17 protein-coding genes, 5 tRNA genes and 1 rRNA gene are annotated in these 21,768 nt (G+C 39.9%); 16 read left to right on the top strand and 7 right to left on the bottom strand.

The window, feature by feature from the left end; genetic code table 11:
* Nucleotides 1–10 precede the first annotated feature (10 nt).
* Nucleotides 11–1,456: an aldehyde dehydrogenase family protein gene (locus Q0A08_RS22935; protein WP_438463846.1), complete on the bottom strand. Its 1,446-nt coding sequence runs from the start codon at nt 1,454–1,456 to the stop codon at nt 11–13.
* Nucleotides 1,457–1,549: 93 nt separating this feature from the next.
* On the opposite strand from Q0A08_RS22935, the gene Q0A08_RS22940 reads away from it, so the two are divergent.
* From Q0A08_RS22940 to Q0A08_RS23005, 14 genes are all read left to right on the top strand, one after another.
* Nucleotides 1,550–2,443 (top strand): LysR family transcriptional regulator, encoded by an 894-nt coding sequence (locus Q0A08_RS22940; protein ID WP_046017061.1) that lies wholly within the window; start codon nt 1,550–1,552, stop codon nt 2,441–2,443.
* Between the two features lie 240 nt (nt 2,444–2,683).
* On the top strand, nt 2,684–4,405 hold the full coding sequence (locus tag Q0A08_RS22945) for a hypothetical protein (RefSeq protein ID WP_438463847.1): 1,722 nt from the start codon (nt 2,684–2,686) through the stop codon (nt 4,403–4,405).
* A complete protein-coding gene (locus tag Q0A08_RS22950; RefSeq protein WP_438463848.1) occupies nt 4,405–5,154 on the top strand; it encodes a DUF3726 domain-containing protein in 750 nt (249 codons plus the stop codon). The genes Q0A08_RS22945 and Q0A08_RS22950 overlap by 1 nt, the downstream gene beginning before the upstream one ends.
* 37 nt (nt 5,155–5,191) lie before the next feature.
* Nucleotides 5,192–5,938: a TSUP family transporter gene (locus tag Q0A08_RS22955; protein WP_438463849.1), complete on the top strand. Its 747-nt coding sequence runs from the start codon at nt 5,192–5,194 to the stop codon at nt 5,936–5,938.
* Nucleotides 5,939–6,344: 406 nt separating this feature from the next.
* Nucleotides 6,345–7,526: a methyl-accepting chemotaxis protein gene (locus tag Q0A08_RS22960; protein WP_438463850.1), complete on the top strand. Its 1,182-nt coding sequence runs from the start codon at nt 6,345–6,347 to the stop codon at nt 7,524–7,526.
* 19 nt (nt 7,527–7,545) lie between these two features.
* On the top strand, nt 7,546–7,830 hold the full coding sequence (locus Q0A08_RS22965; RefSeq protein ID WP_046017065.1) for an STAS domain-containing protein: 285 nt from the start codon (nt 7,546–7,548) through the stop codon (nt 7,828–7,830).
* 9 nt (nt 7,831–7,839) lie between these two features.
* Nucleotides 7,840–8,982, top strand: coding sequence for a SpoIIE family protein phosphatase (locus tag Q0A08_RS22970; RefSeq protein ID WP_438463851.1), 1,143 nt, complete (start codon nt 7,840–7,842; stop codon nt 8,980–8,982).
* Nucleotides 8,983–9,090: 108 nt separating this feature from the next.
* Nucleotides 9,091–9,456: a response regulator gene (locus tag Q0A08_RS22975; protein ID WP_046017067.1), complete on the top strand. Its 366-nt coding sequence runs from the start codon at nt 9,091–9,093 to the stop codon at nt 9,454–9,456.
* A 13-nt stretch (nt 9,457–9,469) separates the two neighbouring features.
* On the top strand, nt 9,470–11,518 hold the full coding sequence (locus tag Q0A08_RS22980) for a chemotaxis protein CheA (RefSeq protein ID WP_438463852.1): 2,049 nt from the start codon (nt 9,470–9,472) through the stop codon (nt 11,516–11,518).
* Entirely contained in the window at nt 11,515–12,039 is a 525-nt protein-coding gene (locus Q0A08_RS22985; protein WP_438463853.1) for a chemotaxis protein CheW, read from the top strand. The genes Q0A08_RS22980 and Q0A08_RS22985 overlap by 4 nt, the downstream gene beginning before the upstream one ends.
* Nucleotides 12,026–15,124, top strand: a complete 3,099-nt coding sequence (locus Q0A08_RS22990; protein WP_438463854.1) for a methyl-accepting chemotaxis protein — start codon at nt 12,026–12,028, stop codon at nt 15,122–15,124. Before Q0A08_RS22985 ends, Q0A08_RS22990 begins: the two co-directional genes overlap by 14 nt.
* A complete protein-coding gene (locus Q0A08_RS22995; RefSeq protein ID WP_438463855.1) occupies nt 15,125–15,952 on the top strand; it encodes a CheR family methyltransferase in 828 nt (275 codons plus the stop codon).
* A 15-nt stretch (nt 15,953–15,967) separates the two neighbouring features.
* Nucleotides 15,968–16,579, top strand: coding sequence for a chemoreceptor glutamine deamidase CheD (gene cheD / locus Q0A08_RS23000; protein ID WP_438463856.1), 612 nt, complete (start codon nt 15,968–15,970; stop codon nt 16,577–16,579).
* Nucleotides 16,580–16,603: 24 nt separating this feature from the next.
* Nucleotides 16,604–17,617: a protein-glutamate methylesterase/protein-glutamine glutaminase gene (locus tag Q0A08_RS23005; RefSeq protein WP_438463857.1), complete on the top strand. Its 1,014-nt coding sequence runs from the start codon at nt 16,604–16,606 to the stop codon at nt 17,615–17,617.
* A 27-nt stretch (nt 17,618–17,644) separates the two neighbouring features.
* On the opposite strand, the gene Q0A08_RS23010 is transcribed toward Q0A08_RS23005, so the two are convergent.
* From Q0A08_RS23010 to Q0A08_RS23035, 6 genes are all read right to left on the bottom strand, one after another.
* Nucleotides 17,645–17,721: transfer RNA gene (locus Q0A08_RS23010), tRNA-Met, on the bottom strand.
* Nucleotides 17,722–17,747: 26 nt separating this feature from the next.
* Nucleotides 17,748–17,824: transfer RNA gene (locus Q0A08_RS23015), tRNA-Met, on the bottom strand.
* A gap of 32 nt (nt 17,825–17,856) precedes the next feature.
* A tRNA-Met gene (locus Q0A08_RS23020) sits at nt 17,857–17,933 on the bottom strand.
* 22 nt (nt 17,934–17,955) lie between these two features.
* A tRNA-Met gene (locus Q0A08_RS23025) sits at nt 17,956–18,032 on the bottom strand.
* Nucleotides 18,033–18,069: 37 nt separating this feature from the next.
* A tRNA-Met gene (locus Q0A08_RS23030) sits at nt 18,070–18,146 on the bottom strand.
* Between the two features lie 38 nt (nt 18,147–18,184).
* Nucleotides 18,185–19,099: a hypothetical protein gene (locus Q0A08_RS23035; RefSeq protein WP_438463858.1), complete on the bottom strand. Its 915-nt coding sequence runs from the start codon at nt 19,097–19,099 to the stop codon at nt 18,185–18,187.
* An 80-nt stretch (nt 19,100–19,179) separates the two neighbouring features.
* Between Q0A08_RS23035 and msrA the strand changes: the two genes are divergently transcribed.
* Both msrA and Q0A08_RS23045 read left to right on the top strand, forming a co-directional pair.
* Nucleotides 19,180–19,827 carry a peptide-methionine (S)-S-oxide reductase MsrA gene (gene msrA, locus Q0A08_RS23040; protein ID WP_438463859.1) on the top strand — a complete coding sequence of 216 codons (648 nt, stop codon included), beginning with the start codon at nt 19,180–19,182 and terminating at the stop codon, nt 19,825–19,827.
* Nucleotides 19,828–20,226: 399 nt separating this feature from the next.
* A 16S ribosomal RNA gene (locus Q0A08_RS23045) occupies nt 20,227–21,765 on the top strand.
* Nucleotides 21,766–21,768: the final 3 nt, after the last annotated feature.

Raw genomic sequence — 21,768 nt, forward strand, 5'->3', positions numbered from 1 at the left:
CAGCCCTTTGTTATGCGCGCATATAAGTGGTTTTAACCACGGTGTAGAACTCTTTTGCGTAAGTTCCTTGCTCACGTGGACCAAAGCTTGAATCTTTACGTCCGCCAAATGGCACATGGTAATCCGTACCTGCTGTTGGCAAGTTGATCATTGCGCAACCTGTTTTAGCATTGCGTTTGAAGTCGTTAGCGTATTTAAGAGACGTTGTGCAAATACCACCCGTTAGACCAAAGTTTGTATCATTCAGTGTGTCTAGTGCTTCTGCATAGTCAGCAACCTTGATGATGCAAGCGATCGGTGCGAAAGCTTCTTCACGGTTGATTGTCATTTGGTTTGTAGTGTTAGTGAAAAGCGCTGGTTGCATGTAGTAACCATCTGCTTCTTCAGTTAATACTTCACCACCGTATGCCAATTTGCCGCCTTCTTTCTTAGCAAGTTCAAGGTAAGATAGGTTTTGTTCCATTTGACGTGCATCCGCAACCGCACCAATGTGAACACCTTCTTTAAGAGGGTGGCCAACAACCAGTTTCTTCATGCGCTCAATCATTTTGGCAACAAACTCGTCGTGGATGCCTTCAGTTACGATTAGACGTGAAGAGGCTGTACATTTTTGACCTGTACCACCGTAAGCACCACCAACAGCACATTCAACAGCATTATCAATGTCAGCATCGTCTAGAACGATCAGTGCATTTTTACTGCCCATTTCTAGTTGGCATTTGATCAGGTTAACCGCTGTTGCTACTGCAACTTTACGTCCTGTTTCAAGTGAACCTGTGAAAGTTAGTGCGTTGATGTCTTTAGAGTGGATAAGCGTATCGCCTACTTCAGCACCAGGACCCATTACTAGGTTTACAGTGCCTGCTGGTAGACCTTGACGAGAAATAATTTCTGTCAACGCCCAAGCGCTTGCTGGTACTTGGTTAGCGGGTTTCCAAACAACTGAGTTACCGTATGCAAGTGCTGGTGCAATTTTCCAAGCGCCTGTTGCAGTCGGGAAGTTCCAAGGTGTGATGATACCCACAACACCAACTGGCTCGCGGCGAGTTTCGATTTCAACACCAGGACGAACTGAATCAGCTGTTTCGCCCATTTGACGAAGTACTTCAGCAGCATAGTAGTGGAAGAATTGACCTGAACGGTAAGTTTCGCCAGCGCCTTCTGCCAGTGTTTTACCTTCTTCACGGGCAAGCAATTCACCTAGCTCGTCTTTACGTGCAATTAGCTCATCACCAATAGCCATCAAGACAGAGTATCTTTGCTCTAAACCGCTTTTTTCCCATTCAGCTTGACCTTGCTTAGCCGCTTCAATCGCTGCAAGTGTTTGCGCTTTATCTGCTTGAGCATAAGTACCAATGTTATCTTTGGTGTCAGCTGGACTAATGTTATCTATATTATCTTTGTTTCCATCAACCCATTCGCCGGCGATGTAATTACGAAAAACTGAATCGGACATGATCTACTCCTATGTGGTATTGGCATCATACTAGTACCCATGGTTTAATAATAAAAATTAATAATTAATATTAAGTGATAAGGTTTTTTTATTATGATGCCAGAACTTAAAATTACCCAGTTGCGCCATTTTGTTTGGGTTGCTGAGCTTAAAGGCTTTCATGTCGCTGCTGAGCGTGCCCATAGAACTCAGCCTGCGATTTCTTTATCGATAAAAGATTTGGAAAGTAAGTTAGGTGAGTCTGTCTTTGAAAAGCGTAAAACAAAATCGGCTAAAGCTGAGTTGACACCTTTTGGAGAATTATTTTTACCTAAGGCAAAAGAGCTCATTGCTCATCATGATCGTATTGCACAAGACATGATGCTAATGGCTGATCATAAAGCAGGGCATATTCGATTAGCTTCGGTGCCTTCTATTGCGAGCCAGGTGCTCCCCGAGTTGTTACTTGAATTTGTTGCAGATGCGACAGAATTGAATGTTAGCTTTTTTGATGATAACTCTGATGCTGTCCTTAAAATGGTTGAAAATCAGCAGGTAGATTTTGGTATAGCCAGCTTATTTCACGAAGAAGAGCATCCAGATAAAACCTTCGAAGCGATTTGGGAAGATCAGATAGGGGTTGTTTGCCCTAAGGACCATCCTTTAGCTGAGCTTAAAGGGATTCATTGGAAAACACTGTTAGAGCACAGGTTTATTAGTAATGGTACTTCGCGCCTATTAGAGGATAGTGAGGCGAGCCCTTTACTTGGTCGCTCACAGTTCTATATTTCTAATATGATCTCATTAATTGCTATGCTTGAAGCAGGAGTAGGGATTACAACATTACCTCGATATGCTTTTCCTAAAGAGAGTTCTACCTTGTGCTTTATTCCGCTAGATACACCTTTTGTAGTGCGTAAAATTGGTTTAGTTCAGCTCAATAACAAGTCTTTATCGCCGGCTGCGAGTGCCCTTGTTGACTTTATTTTGAGCAAGGCAAAGCGCTAATTGGCTGGGTTTGTTTGATACTGGTCAAAGAATTGAAAAGAGCTCATTTTTTTGAAAAAGGCTAAAAGCTAGTAAAAGTAATGGTTTGAGGTGTTTTGATTAGAAAAGCTTATCTAATGATATAGCTTTTTGATTTGATGGTAGAGGGCGCATGATCAATGATGAGACCATCAAGTGAAACATGAATATCTATTCACTAGGAAGACAATTTTCAATTACTAAAATAAGAGAGTGTTTGCCATGACCACGCCCGCCGCGATTGACTCCTCGTTAAGAGGGAATAATGCGTTGCCACTTCGGCCTATCGACCAGGTAATGGATTTGGAACGATTAGGTGCTATGCATCAAAGCCGCTTAAGCTTTATGCGCATCTTGGTACGCCATGTGATGCGTGAGCGTTGGCAGATAAATATGACGACTATGGCCTTAAATAATGAAGGTTATGGTACGGCTATTTATGAAATTCAAACACCTCATGATTTGTTTAGTTTTGTTATCTTTTCTGACTATCTTTCTCCAGATGAGCGAAATGATAGAGTAATTGCCTCAAAGTGGGATCTCACAATGGCACTGGTTGCCGGTAAAGTTGATGAGGTTTACGTTGAAGCCTTACGTCAAAATGTCCCTAAACAAGAAGCCGGTCGAGTTGATTCACGTGTATTCGTATTATCACGTGCTAATCGAAGTGCGCGTAACTTTGAATATGTTGTTGATCAACTAGCAAATGGTGGACAGCCAGACATTAATAAGATAGCGAAAGTGGGTTATCTATACCGAACAACGGCTGTATATGGTAGTGGTAAATTAGGTATGGCTGATTGGGAAAAAGTGTCGACTCGCTGGCCTGATTTTGCACGACCTTTCTCTGCAGAAATGTTCGTTTGTTTTATGTTGAGAAACTTTAGTTTGTTCCAAGCTGAACATATTGCTGAAAAACGTACGCCATCTACCTATAACCCAATGAAACCAGAAATTAAGCGTTACTTTGGTATTGGTAACTCAACGGGTCTGGGTATGGCTCCTTACCTCATGAATCATCCTCTTTTGATTAATCAGTGGGTTGAAATGCGCGAGCTTGCTTTAGCAAGAGTGAGGCTGCTTGGGCTTTATGATGATAATGCAAAAGATAAGCTAGAGCGTTTGATTAGCCGTGTTCAAAGCCATATGGCAGAAACTGAAACGGAAGACGAATGGCAAAGTAAAAACAATGTGGCAGTCATGGCTGATCTTGAGCTATTAAAATCGCGCCTTGATGCGGGTTTAGATAGCTGGAATAGCTTGATTATCTGGAGTGAAGAGTCTTGCTCTTTACAAGGACAAGAACTGCTAGTTTCTTTATTGTTAGAGTTACACCCTGAACTAGTAGATGACCTTGAAGGTTACCATGGTTCGGAGGAGTTTCTAGATTTAGACCCAGTTATGCCTGTGCAAACTTTAAAACAGGTAATCGAAACTCGTTATGCTTGGGCTTTGAAAATAGACTTTAGCGAAAGCGGTTCAAGAGATATCTTCTGGTACAGATCAGAAGAAAAGATGGAACCACGGTTAGGTCAAGCTGCCTCTGAAAAAGGTAAAGATAAGCAAATGGCATTAGGTGTGGGTTATGCCGTACGTAAATGTTATGACCAATTATGTGAATACATTAATGAATTTCCGGAACATTCTACTGCTCGTTTCATGGTAACTAAGCCAAAACTGAGAGGTATTGTTAGACGTATTCAAAGTATGAATCGCTGTGTTTACGGTGATATTCAAGCCAACTTGCTTGATAAAAATGTACTTCCTATGCATCTGCTAAGAGCCAAACTTGCCTTCTTTGGGGTGAGTAAATTTGACCCTAGATCCAAACTTTGGGTGCGAAATACCATGTTTCAAGGGGCGCCTTTATTGGAAGATATTGGTACAAGTTTTAATGATGATTGGTTTATGCCGTTGGCGCCGAAAGCAGAGGAGAATGTCTAATGCATGTTTCTATGAATGAGTTAAAAGCGGCTTTACGCCGCTGTTTTGAAGCGGCTAACTATTTTGTTGGTAACTATGAAGATGCTGCCAACATGATCTTATGGCTTGAAAAGCATGGACTAAACGGGCTGCAAGAATTACAAAGAACTTTGCCTTATATTAAAGAAGATAGATATAAGGACATGAGTACGGTTATTTATGAGGACAGCACGTCAGCCACTATTGATAGCCATGGTCGTAGCGCTCTGAACTGTATTGCTTCTGCGGTTGATTTAGCCCATGCAAAAGCGCTTGAGTGTGGTATTGCGACAATTAGTGTACATAATTGCCATAACCGTAAGTTTATACTGAAAGCCTTAACTGACTGTGGTCGTCGAGGTATCAGTGTGGTTGCTTATTGGCGCAATGGATCTGATGTGGTAACTGAATATACGGCTGCTATTAATGCTGGTGCACGTTATCCTTCTTTTAGCCAAGCTGTGACTAATCTTGAGAGCAACGAACAGGACAAACAAGCATTAACCATTATCTGCAGTTCTCGAGTAGATTTAACCTCTTCTTTGCAAAACTCTAATGATCATCAAACTCGATTTCACATGAGTGCTAAAGAAATCGCAAAAGAAAAAGAGAAGACCATTGATTATGGTATCGAAATCGATGAGAAACTTTGGCAAGAGATTAATCAAATCGGCGCAGCTGTTTTGGTAGAAAACTCTGAGCAATCAAGACAGGGTGCTGGTGCAAGCTAAACATAACCTGCCTGAACAAGATGAAAAAGGGAGTTAGATGCTCCCTTTTTCTGTTTACGCCTATAGTTTAATTGACCTTTTATCCCTTGCCATTGTGGTGTTGGGGATATTGGTACAGGCTAGAGTCGGCATAGGTTTTGCGCTTTTGAGTGCGCCTTTGCTGTTTATTATTAATGAAAGCTACATGCCGGGACCTATTCTGATTCTGGGCTTTACACTCTCCCTCTTATTGTTTTTAAGTGAAAAACAAAGCCTTTCCCTTAAACTGGTTTTACCCGCCATTGCTGCGCGTTTTCCTGGTTCATGGTGTGGGGTGATTATTCTCACTTATATACCTCAATGGCTACTTGGTTTAGCCATTGGTGCAAGTCTTTTATTGGCGTCTTTATTGTCTTTTGTGAAGGTTTCTATTCCTTTAAATGCTAGGAACTTATTTTTTGCCGGATTCTTCTCTGGCTTTTCGGGGACCATCACCTCAATTGGTGGGCCGATAATGGCGCTTATTTATCAAAACGAATCACCCAGCAATACCCGTAAAGCACTGATAAGCTTTTTCTTGATAGGAACACCTATTTCAATTGTGTTGTTAGCTCTAGCCGGAGAGCTGAGTCAGCAAGCTTTTGTGCTCAGTATAAAAATGCTACCAGGGGTGTTGATAGGTTTTCTATTATCAAGGTATAAGCTTTTTGCTATTATTTCACCGAGTAAAAAAAATATTATTTCCCTGTCTATTTTTTCTGCCTTTATTATTATCTCAAAAAGTCTGCTCTCTCTTTATTGGTAAATATTTTGTTCATTCGAGATAAATACAACCTTTAAAGTGTCATCAAATATTTATTATGTTAATCCGTTGTCATTTATGACAAAAATTAACACTTTTTAAGCCTCCCCACTTTTACTTTTTGCCTTTGCTGCTACGCTTAATTTAAGACTGTTTTTGAACTTTCATTAGGTGAAAGGTTTATCTAATACCCTTCGAGGTGTGCTAACAGAGGTTAATCTATTCAATAAAATTAAGGATGAGATAATGGATATATCTTAAATGCAATCTATACTGCCTCATTGTATGTAATGTAAATTTTCAAGAAAAATTGGGCTGTTTAATTTGTTATGGACTGGTTTTAAAACTCAATTAAATCAATCGTTTGTTTAATTTTAAGGATTGAGTTTTAAAATTTTAAGGAGGTTCCATGGATAGGGCGAAGATGCTTTTTGGTGTCGTTATTGCACTTCTTTCTGGCATTGCTTTGGTTTCAACTGGCTATACCTATGTAGCGGTTGTTGCCAGTACTTTGATTTCCGTTATTTCAATGAAATTCTTTCTCACCCAAAATGTGTCTTCTGATGAATCAGATGAAAATGACCTCGAGCCTGACGAAAAAACAGTTGCTGATGTGAATAATGAGCAAATAAGTGAAACAGGCATGCTTGGCTTGGCAAAAGAAATTCAACCCGTATTGCAAGAGTGTCAAACTAATCTAGATGGTATTTTTGAAACTCAAAGAGGAGCTGTTGAACTTCTAACTGAATCCTTTGCAGATTTTAATCGTTTGATGGATGAAGAAAATGAGTGTATTCAAACTCTGATTAAGGTTGGAAAAAGCGAAGATAATCAGGATGAACAATACAGTGCTGCAATGAAGCTCTTTGCAGATAATACAGGTAAGACCCTTTCTAAATTCATTAATACGACTGTTGAAATGTCAGCATCTTCCATGGAGCTTCTGCAAAAAGTAAATACAATTGCCGAGGAGCTTCCATTAGTTGTATCCGCCTTGAAAGACATCGATCAGATTTCTTCTCAAACTAATTTGTTGGCATTAAACGCTGCTATTGAGGCAGCCAGAGCCGGGGAAGCAGGAAGAGGTTTTGCTGTCGTTGCCGATGAAGTAAGAGCCTTATCTAATCGCTCATCTGGATTTAGTGAGTCGATACAGTCAAAAATCAGCAGCATCTGTAATCGTATTGAAGATCTGTCAGAAGGGGTCAAGATATTAGCCTCTCAAGATGTTACCTATATCATGGACTCAAAGCGCTATATGCAAGATGCGCTGAAAAAAATCATCGAAAAAGCTGAGTCGGATGAAGAGGTGACAGAGCGCCTAGATGGTATTTCGAGCCAGCTAGAAGACTCAATCCATAACGCGATCAGAGCGTTGCAGTTTGATGATATTAATAGCCAAAATATTACGTTTACTAATGAAACATTGGCTTTCCTTTCCCAAGAACTTAGTTCGTTAAACTTCAATGACTTTGAATCTGTAAAAAATGATGTCCATTCTTATGCTGAAAAAATCAAACAAAGGCAAGATACTGCAAGAAATCCTGTTTCTTCTACTGACATTGAAAGTGGGGAAATTGATCTATTCTAAATCAAAAGGTGATAATTTTATGAGTGATACAAATGTAATCTCATTACCCGATAAGTTCGACTTTAGTTTTCATAAGGAGTTTACGAAAAAATATGATGATTCGATTATAAATGCCAGTGTATCTGAAATTGTTCTCGATTTTAGCCGAGTTAGTTACCTTGATAGTTCGGCTTTAGGAATGATGGTTTTGCTATATAGAAAAGCTCAGGCATGCAATAAAAAAGTAACTGTAAAAAACGTATCTGGGAAAACAGCCGAAATATTAAAAATGGCTAACTTTCAAAAACTATACGCTTTTGAGTGAGATTTTAGTATGAATGACTTAATCGTTAAATTATTACTTGTTAGTAATGATTATGCTGTCGATTCTATTATGAATGATGTTTTTTCGAGTAATAACTTTGAATTAAACGTCTTTAATACATTCTTTGAAGCAAAACTAAAAGAAAAAACAAAAGAATATTCTATGATCATCATCAACGATGACATGTTAAGTGATGAGTCGTTATTTTCTTTTGTAATGGAATTTTCATCTAAATATCCCATTATTATTATTACCGACAAGGATGAAGAGAAAAATATTGATAAATATTTTAAAGTAGGAGTATCTGATTACTTTATAAAACCTTTAAATCTTAAGCTTTTTTGGTACAAGATTAAAAAAATACTTGATGATGATGTTCAAAAGAAAAAATCAAAAGAAGAATCCAAGCTCTTAGGTGAGCTTATGCACCAACATAAAGTAGAAGAAAGTATCGCATATTATGTATATAACCATATGATAGGCGAAGAAAATAAGCCTAACTTCTTACATTCATATACCCTTTCAGCTGATAACTTTAGTGGTGATATCCAGCTGCACTCTCAGTCACCTTCTGGCTCCCATTATATTTTATTAGCGGATGCTACTGGTCATGGCCTAGCGGCAGCAATCAGTGTTTTTCCCTTGGCTTCCATCTTTAAGTCCATGATAAGTAAAGGACATTCTGCTGAAATGGTACTTGAAGAGTTAAATTCGAAGTTAGGTGATTATATCCCACCTGATAGGTTTATTTCTGCGGTATTAGTTGAGGTTGATCTCTATAGCCGACAATTAAAAGTATGGAATGGGGGAATGCCAACGGCACTTATCTATGCAGAAAATAATATGAAGGAGAAAGAAGCTGAATCGGAAAATATGGCACTTGGTATTTTAGGCGATAAAGAGTTTGATACTAATTTTTTAACTATGCCATTACCTAAAAAAGGCTTTTTATTCATGTATAGCGATGGTTTGACTGAACAGTGCAATAAGGTGGGTGAAGAGTTTGGTGAACAAAGAGTTTTCGATGTGATCAATAATACCGCTGTAGAGTTATTAGTTGATGGTGTGATGGAAGAAAGTAATTCATTTAGAGGAAATATGCCTGTAAATGATGATATTTCGATTTGTGTAATCGATTTTGAGAAAATTTAATAAAAACATCAATGATTAATGGCGAAAATTAAAATGTGAATCTAACCTTATTTATATAATTTCATTGTAGATTATATGTGTTTTTTATTTCGATGGAGTGAGATATATATGAGCAATAATTTATTAATTGTTGATGATTCGGCCTCAGTCAGGCAAATGATTGAAGCGACATTAAAATCTGCAAGTTATACGGTGACTTCTGCGAAAGATGGAAAAGAAGCATTAGATCTTTGTAAAACGAAACGCTTTGATTTTGTTCTGACTGATCAAAATATGCCAAGAATGGATGGTTTAACTTTGATTAAATCATTGCGTGCTCTGGACGCCTATAAACGCACTCCACTGATTATGCTAACAACCGAAGCTGGCGATGCAATGAAAGCGCAAGGTAAGGCGGTAGGTGCAACGGGCTGGATGGTTAAACCTTTTGATCCCAAAAAACTTCTACAGGTTGTTGCAAAAGTTCTAAATTAAACAGGGATGTTTTATGACTATCGATATGAGTCAATTCAATGATGTTTTCTTTGAAGAAAGTCAGGAACATCTTGATGAAATGGAGCACTTGCTAATGGATCTAGATCTCAATGATCCAGATCCGGAAGCATTAAATAGCGTTTTTAGAGCGGCCCACTCAATAAAAGGTGGGAGTGATATCTTTGGCTTTAAAGCGCTGACTGGCTTGACTCATGTAATGGAGAATTTACTAGATAGAGCCCGTAAACAAACCATCAACCTCTCTGTCGCTATTGTTGATCTTCTGCTTGAGATGATCGATGTCTTGAAATCGATTTTGGCTTGCTATCGTAATGATAGTGAAATCGATTGGGAACTTGTTGGAACCAGTACTCGCCGCTTAGAAGACGCAGTTAAAGTAACAGAAGAAGACGAAACAAATGATCCTTCTGACAAAGAGGGTGATTTTGGTTTTTTTGAAAGCCCTATTATTAAAGAAGAGGTTGAAGAGTTTGGTTTTTTTGAAGACCCTCAAGCCTTAAAAACATCCGTTTCTGATGACGATGACTTTGGGTTCTTTGTAGATGTAGACAATAAAGAGGCTAAAGCGAATTCAAGTGATGATGAGGAGGGTTTTGGATTCTTTGATCAAGTTGAATCGTCAGCAGAAGATAAAGCAGATACAGAAAAAACTGCTCAAAGTATCGACACACCTAAAATAAGTAATGCTCCTCAAGAAAATGAAGCAGCTAAGTCTCCTAGTGTTGCTAATGAAGCACCTAAACCAACCGCTGAAGATCCAAAACTAAATGAAAAGTTAGTTCCTATTAAAGCGGCTAAAACGCCGACAAAAGCAGTTCGAAAACCTCTTAAGCCAGTTGAGAGCTCAACTGAATCCTCTACTATTCGAGTTGAAACGTCAAAGGTTGATACCTTAGTTAATCTTGTCGGAGAGCTTGTCATTACTCAATCAATGCTCACCATGATTGAAGAAGAAGTTGATGAAGGTGTCAGTGAAAAGATGCTGATCGCTTTAGTTGAACTTGAAAGAAATACGCGTGAAATTCAAGAAGCGGTTATGTCTATTCGTATGCTTCCAATTTCATTTGTGTTCAACCGTTTTCCTCGTCTAGTTCGTGATTTATCTAGCAAGCTTAGTAAGACAGTTGACTTAAACCTTGAAGGTGCAACGACTGAAATTGATAAAAGTTTGATCGAGAAACTGGCTGACCCATTAACTCACTTAGTCAGGAACAGCATTGACCATGGTATAGAAGTGCCAGAAGAGAGAGCTAAAGCAGGTAAAGCAGAAAAAGGAACTATTACTCTTAAAGCACAACAAAAAGGCGGATCTATTTTAATCAGCATTATTGATGATGGTGCTGGACTCAACCGTGAAAGAATTTTAAACAAAGCGGCAGAAAACAATATTCCTTTACAAAAAAACTTCCAAGACAGCGATGTTTGGAACTTGATCTTTGCGCCTGGCTTTTCTACAGCTGCTGAGGTTACAGATGTATCAGGACGCGGTGTTGGTATGGATGTCGTTAGACGAAATATTGAATCTTTAGGTGGGCGTATTGAAATCGAATCTACCGCAGGTGAAGGCACTGCTTTTCATATTCATTTGCCACTCACCTTAGCAATTGTTGATGGTATGACGGTTGATGTTGCAGGAGAAATCTTTGTAGTGCCTCTTGTTAACATCATTGAATCAATTCAGCCGGATCAAACTCAAATTAGATTAATTAAAAATGAGCCCTTGTTGTGGGTGCGAGGGGAATACTGGCCAATTATTCCTTTAGGTAGTTGTTTGTCTGTGAGTAATGCAATTGAAGATCCATCTAAAGGCATTGTTGTTTTAGTTGAAAGTGCCAAAAAGCGTTTCGGTTTATTAGTGGATGATCTTGTTGGACAACAGCAAGTTGTGATTAAAAGTTTAGAAAGACATTACAAAAGAGTACCTGGGGTTGCTGGAGCAACTATTATGGGTGATGGCAGTGTCGCGATGATCTTAGATGTCGAGTCTCTCTCTCATTCAGTCACTTCACAAGAATATGTGCAACAGGCGGAAGCAATATGAATCAAGCTTCAAATGAAAAAGAAAACTTAATCATGGATGGGCAAGAGTTCTTAACCTTCATCTTAGGAGAGGAGCAATACGCCTTAGACATAATGACAGTGAAAGAAATTAGAGGATATGAGGCGGTTACTAAAATTGCGAATGCGCCTCCATTTATTAAAGGTGTTCTAAATTTACGTGGCGATATCGTGCCAATTATCGATCTCAGGATTAAGTTTGAGGTAGGTAAGGTTACTTATGATGATTTTACCATAGTCATCATGCTCAATATTGCTAATCGTGTCGTGGGGATAGTCGTTGATGGCGTATCTGATGTGATCAACCTGTCTATGAATGACATCAAACCTGCACCAGAGTTTGGTGTTGCCTTTGATAGCCAGTATTTACATGGATTGGCTCGATTGGAAGATCAAATGGTGATTCTAGTAAATATTGAAGCTTTGATTTCAAGTGATGAGCTCGGGTTATACGAAAGTAATCGTGATTTAGATGTTAGGGAGAATAATAATGAGCTGGCTTAACAATTTTAAGTTATCAACGAAAATGTTGTCACTTGGCTTACTTGCTCTTGTGGCAATTGCATTACCAACGGGCTTTTTCATCAAAACGGAAGTTGTACTTATTGATACATTGGAAAAAGAACTTGCTGGGATAGAACCTATTAGAAAGCTAACAAAACTTGAAACGCTTTTTCAGGAACATAGAGGAATAAGTGCTATTTATTTGACTGTGGAAGGCTCAAGTAAAAGAAACATTGATGAAAGAGCGGAAAGTGTCGTCAAGTACTTATCCGAAATTCAACCTTATTTTCGTGAGGTTATGCCAAACACTGAAATTAATGAACGATTAAGTTCTTTGGCTTCTAGTTTTGCGACCTTAAAGTCTGAGGTTAGAAATAATAATATTACAAAAAAAGAATCATTTAGTCAGCATACTAAAATGGTTACTGAAATTAGTTCCAAAATGATTCCAAATGTCTCAGAGCACTTTTATTTGAGGTATGACCCAGCGCCAGAAACTTATCATTTAGTGATTGCTTCGAATGATGACTTACCCAAAGTGCTAGAAGGTATTGCTTGGTTAAGAGGGATAGGAGCTGGTTCTTTAGCCGAAGGTTTTATTAGTGCTGAACAAGCAGGTCTACTTCATGTCGCAATCGACAGTGTTTCAAGTTCGTTTTATTTATTGAATCACAATGTTGAAGTGTCAATTGCCTCTTCTAGTGACCCTGAAGTGTTTGCTTTAAAAAGTGAAGTTGAAAAACTTAACAGAGAATTTCAAGAGTTTGCAGATCTCATTGAAAGAGAGATTTTTCAAAAACAGGTTTTAACTTACTCTACAAATCAATTCTTTGAAGATGCGAATCGTATGATGAGCGACTTTGATCTTTTCGCAGAGCATATTAATGCTGTTTTAGAAAAACGTTTAGAAGAAAAGGTTGCCGAAGCCTATTGGCTCTTGTATGAGGCTGTTTTATTTATTGCCGTTTTAATATTAGTGAGCTTAGTTCTAGGGTTTGCAATTGTGCGTTCAGTGATTATCGGTGTTAGAGAGGGGGTGGAAACAGCAAACAACATCTCAAATAATATTTTTGGCTATTCTTTAGATCTAAAACGTAAGGACGAATTTGGGCTTTTGTTTAACTCTTTGTCAGCTATGGGGGAGAAGTTAAAAGTTGCCGAAATTGAGGCAAAAAATAACTTCGCAATTAAACAGGCCATTGATAACAGTGCAACAGCATTTATGATGGCCGATGATGATAATAAGTTGTTTTATGTGAACCAAACTACAATCGATTTATTTAAGGATTCACAAGATGATATTAGAAGGTGGGACCCCGATTTTAGTGTTGACTCATTAATAGGGATGCCGCTAGCAAAACTTTCTAGTCCAGAAAAATCTGTAGAATTCGTTGCTGGTTTTAACAAGATGACAGAGAGCATAAAATCAAGAACTTGTATCGGAACTCGTACATTTAATTTGAATGCAAATCCAGTTTTAAATGAAACGGGAGTAAATATCGGCTCTTGTATCGAGTGGGATGATATTTCTCAAGCTTTGATAACCGAGGAAGAAACTGCTCGGATTATGGCCTCGTTAAATTGCACTACGACGAATGTCATGATTGCGGATGCGGATAGAAATATTTGTTATATGAATGAAAGTGTTATGGCAATGCTTCAAAATTCCGAGTCTGATTTGAGAGCTGTTCTACCACACTTTAATTCGGCGACAGTACTTGGCAGTAATATTGATATTTTCCATGTTAATCCAGCGCATCAACAGAATTTGTTAGAGAAGCTGCAATCAAGTTATACCTCTCAAATTAAGGTGGGTAGACGCCATTATCGTTTAATTGCTAATCCGATTCTTTCAGAAGAGGGGGTTCGTTTAGGCTCTGTTGTCGAGTGGCTTGATAGAACATTAGAAGTTGAGGCAGAAGAAGAGATTGCTATGTTGGTGTCTGCTGCTGTTGATGGCAACTTCTCGGAAAGAGCGAGTACAGAAAACAAATCTGACTTCATGTTATCCATGGCAGAAGGGCTTAACCGCCTGCTTGAAACTGCAGATGTTGGCTTGAATGATGTTTCTAGAGTCTTGTTAGCACTTTCTGAAGGTGATTTGACTGAGAAAATTGATGCAGATTATCAAGGAACATTCGATCAACTTAAGAACTATTCAAATCAGACAACCGCTAACTTGGCTCGTATCATAGGAGAAATCCGGACTGCTGCAGATACGATAAATACTGCCTCTGTTGAAATTGCTCAGGGTAATGCCGATCTTTCCAATAGAACCGAGCAACAAGCTGCAAGTCTTGAGGAAACCGCTTCTAGTATGGAAGAGCTGACAGGTACGGTTAGGTTAAATGCGGATAATGCGAAGCAGGCAAATTCTTTAGCCTCTAAGGCTTCTGAAGTCGCTGTTGATGGTGGTGATCTTATTCAGCAAGTTGTTCATACCATGGCTTCTATTAATGAATCGTCACAGAAAATCTCTGACATTATAGGTGTAATTGATGGCATTGCTTTCCAAACAAATATCTTGGCATTAAATGCAGCAGTTGAGGCCGCAAGAGCGGGTGAGCAGGGTCGAGGGTTTGCGGTTGTTGCATCAGAGGTAAGAACACTGGCGCAAAGGTCTGCCAATGCGGCGAAAGACATTAAGGCATTGATCTCTGATTCTGTTAATAAGATTACCGATGGTAATGCATTGGTAGGCCGTTCGGGTGACACAATGAAAGAGATAGTCACCTCGATCAAGAGTGTGAACGATATTATGTCTGAAATTGCAGCAGCTTCTGCGGAGCAGTCAGCAGGAATTGATGAAATCGGTAAAGCTGTTACTCAGATGGACTCAATGACACAGCAAAATGCGGCATTAGTAGAGCAGGCGGCAGCATCTGCAGAAAGCATGCAGCATCAAGCCGATCAATTGACTTCTAGAGTGGCAACCTTTCAGCTTATTGATTCTGAAGAGTCTGTGAATGAGGAGGTAAAACTGGTTAAAAAGTTACCCTCTAAATCAAGTGAGCAAATAGTAAGAAGGCCTACTCCTCAAGCTATTCAAGCTCAACAATCAGAAGATGAATGGGAAGAATTCTAATTGCTAAACTTAATCAAGGATGATGACAAGCATGAGTTCTTATATACCAATGAGGACTTTGAAAAAGTTAGGGGGATTCTCAATAAACTTACTGGCATCAATTTAGCAGATAGCAAGGATGCTATGGTCTATAGCCGGTTAGTGAGAAGAGTGAGAGCGCTTAAATTATCCAGTATTGCTGAGTATCTTAAATATGTGGCTGCTAATGCACATGAAGAGCAGAACTTTATCAATGCATTAACTACTAATTTGACCTCATTCTTTCGTGAAGAACATCACTTTAAAGTATTAAAGGATTACCTTAATGATACCCCTGGTGTTAAGCGAATTTGGTGTGCCGCTTCAAGCACAGGAGAGGAACCTTATTCTATAGCAATTAGTGTTGTTGAGGCTCTGGGCAGGTTCGATACTAATATTGAGATAATCGCTTCGGATATTGATAGCAATGTTTTAGAAACTGCCAAACAAGGGGTTTATCATGAGTCTCGAATTCAATCCTTAAATCTGTCTATGAAGAAACAGTTTTTTCATAGAGGGACTGGCTCAAATAAAGGCTTTGTAAGAGTTGTGCCTGAATTAAGGCGTATGGTGAAGTTTAGGCAGATAAATCTGTTAGACAGTAAGTGGCCTATCGATTTGCCTGTAAATGTAATTTTTTGCCGTAATGTAATGATCTATTTTAACCGTGAAATGCAGGAAGCTTTATTAACTCGAATGGTTCGTTTGCTTCCTAAAGACGGCCTATATGTCGCTGGTCACTCTGAAAACTTTTCATACTTTTCACATATCGTTTCTGCTGTTGGCAAAACGACTTATAAGCCCGCATAAAAGGAGTGCATCTGGATGACTTTTGATTTTGATAATGTTCATGTTGCCACTCATCAGTTTTATGACAACAACTTTAATGAAAACGCGATCAAGGTATTGCCTGGTGAGTATTACGCCACCAAGGAAAGAAAACTGATTGTGACTGTACTTGGGTCATGTGTGTCTGTTTGTTTAAGAGACCCAATGACGGGAGTAGGAGGAATGAACCATTTCTTGTTGCCAACTGATGAAAGAGAAGATTCGGACATGTTAACGGCGTCAGCTCGCTACGGAGTTTATGCTATGGAAATATTGATAAATCACTTAATGAAGCTAGGTGCTAGGAAAGAGTATTTACAGGCAAAAATATTTGGTGGTGCGAATGTTTTACCCGGCATGCCTAATTCTAAAGTAGGTGAAAAAAACTCTGAATTTGTTCGACTATATTTATCTAAAGAACATATAGAAGTTTACAGTAGCGACTTACAAGGAGCTCAGCCAAGAAAGGTTTTTTTCTTTACTGATACTGGCAAAGTACTGATAAAGAAACTTAAGACTGCCCATATAGCACCTCTTGTAAATAGAGAGTCTGTTTATCAAACGGACATTTCTAGTCATACTAAAACTGGAGATATCGACTTATTTTAACTCGCTCTTATTAAAAGGATTTTTATGAAGATTAAAGTTCTAGTAGTAGATGATTCAGCATTAATACGAAGTTTGATGACTGAAATTATTAAAAGTGCTAGTGATATGGAGTTAGTCGGAACAGCACAAGATGCTTTCGTGGCGAGAGATTTAGTTAATAAATTCGCTCCAGATGTGATTACGCTAGATATAGAAATGCCAAAAGTGGATGGTCTTACCTTTTTGAGCCGACTCATGAAAGCAAGGCCTACGCCTGTTGTTATGATGTCGACTTTGACTCAAGAGGGTGCCGATGCCACCTTTAAATCCATAGAGCTTGGTGCAGTTGATTTTATCGCTAAACCAAGTTTGGATGTTGTGAATGGGATCAATCAATATTCTGGGCTTATACTTGAAAAAATACGTACTGCCAATCAAGCAAATGTGAGGCGTAAGCCAAAGCAAGTTAAAGCGGCGCCCAAAATTATTAATAATAAAAAGGCGACTAAAATTATAGCTATTGGAGCATCTACTGGTGGGACTGAAGCAATACGTGAGCTCTTAGAGCAGTTTCCTGCAGACTCCCCTGGAATAGTGATTACGCAACATTTACCTTCTGGGTTTACTCAATCTTATGCCAACCGTTTAAACAGACATACTCAATTAAATGTTTTTGAAGCCAAAGGCGGTGAGGTTATTCAGCCTGGTACAGCCTATTTGGCTCCAGGTGGAAAGCATTTAACCATAATCAAAAGTGGTGGCCATTATGTGACTCAGCTTGATGATTCAGAAAAAGTTTGTGGTCATAAACCTTCGGTTGATTTGATGTTTAATTCATTAGCTGAATTTGGAATGGACAATGTAATCGCCATTATATTAACTGGCATGGGTAAAGACGGTGCTCAAGGTATGAAAAAAATCTACCAAAACGGTGGTTTTACTATCGCTCAGAATGAAGAAACTTGTGTTGTGTTTGGAATGCCAAGAGAAGCGATAAAGCTAGAAGTAGTACACAATGTATTAGCGTTAGAAGATATTGCTGCGAATGTGTTTAATTGAGAGGTAGATATTTGAAGAATCTTGAATTGGTTGCGGGAGCAGGATTCGAACCTACGGCCTTCGGGTTATGAGCCCGACGAGCTACCAGACTGCTCCATCCCGCGACGAATGAGGCTATATAATTATTAAATGGTTGCGGGAGCAGGATTCGAACCTACGGCCTTCGGGTTATGAGCCCGACGAGCTACCAGACTGCTCCATCCCGCGACAAATAATATATATTGTGTTCTGTTTTAGTATGGTTGCGGGAGCAGGATTCGAACCTACGGCCTTCGGGTTATGAGCCCGACGAGCTACCAGACTGCTCCATCCCGCGACTAATACAGATTGTTTAAATTTGGTTGCGGGAGCAGGATTCGAACCTACGGCCTTCGGGTTATGAGCCCGACGAGCTACCAGACTGCTCCATCCCGCGACAAATTTAAGACGTTGATCCAATTAGATAAAATAATTGGTTGCGGGAGCAGGATTCGAACCTACGGCCTTCGGGTTATGAGCCCGACGAGCTACCAGACTGCTCCATCCCGCGTCAACGAGGTGCGTATTATAGGGAGAGCTTAATGAGAGTCAAGAGATATTTGAAAATGACTCAATATAAATTGATTTAGCAGATTTTTGAAAACCAAGATCATCTAAAAATTTGTTAATACCGTTATTGATTGACTGTATATTTCTCGCCTCATCGACACTCTCTTGTTTTTGAAATTTTGAGTATCCCTTCCACGCTTTAATTTTATTGATAAGTTCAATATCGATTGTTGAGGTAACTCTCTCATATGAAGCATGCTTGTCTTTATAAATCTTTGCGTACTGCTTTTCCCCTACATGCAAGCTAGGTATGCCATAGCTAGCTGCATAGTTAGATAGACGATAATAGTCATTTACATCGGTAGAGATAATCATGAAATCAACATCAGCAATTTGATTCTTTAATGCTTTGCTTGAAGAGGTACTGTTTATGTATTTAAAGGTTAAACCTTGTTGCAGCACTAAGTTTGCTAAAACTGGCCCAATAGGGTCCGACTTAATAATGCCAATACAAGTGTTGAGCGTTTCCTTGATAATATTTGGAGGTAAATAATAATTACTTTTGCTATTAAAGTTAAAAGACCAATTGCAGTGGGCGGTAAATGTCTTAGTCACTCTGTCTATTTTCTTTTTGACACTGGCGGGCTGTTCAAGCTCATCAGGAAGGTTGTTACAAATAAGAGGAACTTTGAGTGTAGGCTTGATTAGCTTAGTTAGCAGGTTAGATTGGCTACCAAAGCTTATGATAATATCGACATTATGATAATGAACTGCATTTAATAAAGCCCGCATACCGTATTGGCATCTATCTATACCGTTGAAGTCTTGATCACAAAAAGATAGGAACCTTGATTCAATTTCATAGTCAGAACATATCTCTTTAAAGCGATTAATAAAAAAATTAAGGTGTTTCGGTGCGTTACGAGCGTCCCAAACAAAAAGGACTCTTTGCATTAAGCTTTCTCAGTTTGATAGTTTAGTGACACTATTACGATTGTCGGTAGGCAATGTAACAAAATTATAAAGGTAACCTAATGTTTAATCAGAGTAAATTACAAGCTATTAAAGCAGCCATAGTTCCTCAAAATGAAGCGCTACCCGGACGTAATGAAGAAATGCAAATTACAGCAGTCCATGCTGTTAATAAACAAGACATGAAAAGAGCGCTAAAAACTAATGAAGAGCATATCGTTTTAGGTATGGGGTGCTTCTGGGGTGCGGAAAGAAAGTTATGGAATACACCTGGCGTAACAGTTACCTCTGTTGGTTACGCTGGAGGATATACATTAAACCCAACTTACGAAGAGGTTTGCTCTGGTGCAACAGGGCACTCAGAAGTTGTTAGTGTGATTTTTGATCGTGAACAAACTAGCTTAGATGCAGTCTTAAAAGTGTTTTGGGAAAACCATAACCCAGCTCAGGGGATGAAGCAGGGGAATGACGTAGGAACACAATATCGTTCTGCTATCTATATAACGGATGAATCGCAGCAAGGAGTTGTTGAGAAATCTTTAGAAGCATATCAAAAAGGGCTAGTAGAATCGGGCTTTGGCACAATCACAACCGAGTGCAGTGTATTAGATACTTATTATTTTGCTGAAGAGTATCACCAGCAATATCTTCATAAAAATGTAAATGGATACTGTGGCTTAAAAGGAACAGGTGTTACTTGCTCTATATAAGTACTAAGGTAAGTGTTTTTGGACTTTAGAACTTATTTTAAATTAATTAGAAAATATTCAAAAAAATGCTTGCCTTAAAAATTGAGGTGTATATTATACGCCTCCACTGACACGGAGCAGCAAACAAGACTGCAACGACAACCTACTAAGTAGGTGACTATCGAAACACTGATAAGTCAGACCGCTCTTTAAAATAGTTAATCAGATAATTTGTGTGGGCACTCGCTAGAGACTTCAGCAAGTTATTCGAGTTGTTAATTGCTACGGTGATTGATGTTCGAATGACTACAAAAAAATTGAAGTCTTACGAGAGTCGATACTAAAACGCTTTATGTTTGATTCGTTAGTTCGGATCGAGTTTTAAAGTCAGCAGTAAAGATTTGAGTGAGCAATGATTTTAAACTGAAGAGTTTGATCATGGCTCAGATTGAACGCTGGCGGTAGGCTTAACACATGCAAGTCGAGCGGAAACGATGTAGCTTGCTACAGGCGTCGAGCGGCGGACGGGTGAGTAACGCGTAGGAATCTGCCTAGTAGTGGGGGACAACCTGTGGAAACGCAGGCTAATACCGCATAATCCCTGAGGGGGAAAGGAGGGGATCTTCGGACCTTTCGCTATTAGATGAGCCTGCGTGAGATTAGCTAGTTGGTGAGGTAAAGGCTCACCAAGGCGACGATCTCTAGCTGGTCTGAGAGGATGATCAGCCACACTGGGACTGAGACACGGCCCAGACTCCTACGGGAGGCAGCAGTGGGGAATATTGGACAATGGGCGCAAGCCTGATCCAGCCATACCGCGTGTGTGAAGAAGGCCTTAGGGTTGTAAAGCACTTTCAGAAGGGAGGAAAGGTTAATGTTTAATACGCATTAGCTGTGACGTTACCTTCAGAAGAAGCACCGGCTAACTCTGTGCCAGCAGCCGCGGTAATACAGAGGGTGCAAGCGTTAATCGGAATTACTGGGCGTAAAGCGCGCGTAGGTGGTTTGTTAAGTCGGATGTGAAAGCCCAGGGCTCAACCTTGGAATTGCACCCGATACTGGCAGGCTAGAGTACGATAGAGGAGTGTGGAATTTCCTGTGTAGCGGTGAAATGCGTAGATATAGGAAGGAACATCAGTGGCGAAGGCGACACTCTGGATTGATACTGACACTGAGGTGCGAAAGCGTGGGGAGCAAACAGGATTAGATACCCTGGTAGTCCACGCCGTAAACGATGTCTACTAGCCGTTGGGTTGTAATGACTTAGTGGCGAAGCTAACGCGATAAGTAGACCGCCTGGGGAGTACGGCCGCAAGGTTAAAACTCAAATGAATTGACGGGGGCCCGCACAAGCGGTGGAGCATGTGGTTTAATTCGAAGCAACGCGAAGAACCTTACCTACTCTTGACATCCATAGAATTTAGCAGAGATGCTTTAGTGCCTTCGGGAACTATGAGACAGGTGCTGCATGGCTGTCGTCAGCTCGTGTTGTGAAATGTTGGGTTAAGTCCCGTAACGAGCGCAACCCTTGTCCTTATTTGCCAGCGAGTAATGTCGGGAACTTTAAGGAGACTGCCGGTGACAAACCGGAGGAAGGTGGGGACGACGTCAAGTCATCATGGCCCTTACGAGTAGGGCTACACACGTGCTACAATGGCGCATACAGAGGGCTGCGAACTTGCGAAAGTAAGCGAATCCCAGAAAGTGCGTCGTAGTCCGGATTGGAGTCTGCAACTCGACTCCATGAAGTCGGAATCGCTAGTAATCGTGAATCAGAATGTCACGGTGAATACGTTCCCGGGCCTTGTACACACCGCCCGTCACACCATGGGAGTTGATTGCTCCAGAAGTAGCTAGCTTAACCCTTCGGGGAGGGCGGTTACCACGGAGTGGTCAATGACTGGGGTGAAGTCGTAACAAGGTAGCCCTAGGGGAACCTGGGGCTGGATCACCTCCTTAAAC

The organism is Marinomonas sp. PE14-40, assembly GCF_051623805.1.
In the GTDB taxonomy this organism is placed as follows: Bacteria; Pseudomonadota; Gammaproteobacteria; order Pseudomonadales; family Marinomonadaceae; genus Marinomonas.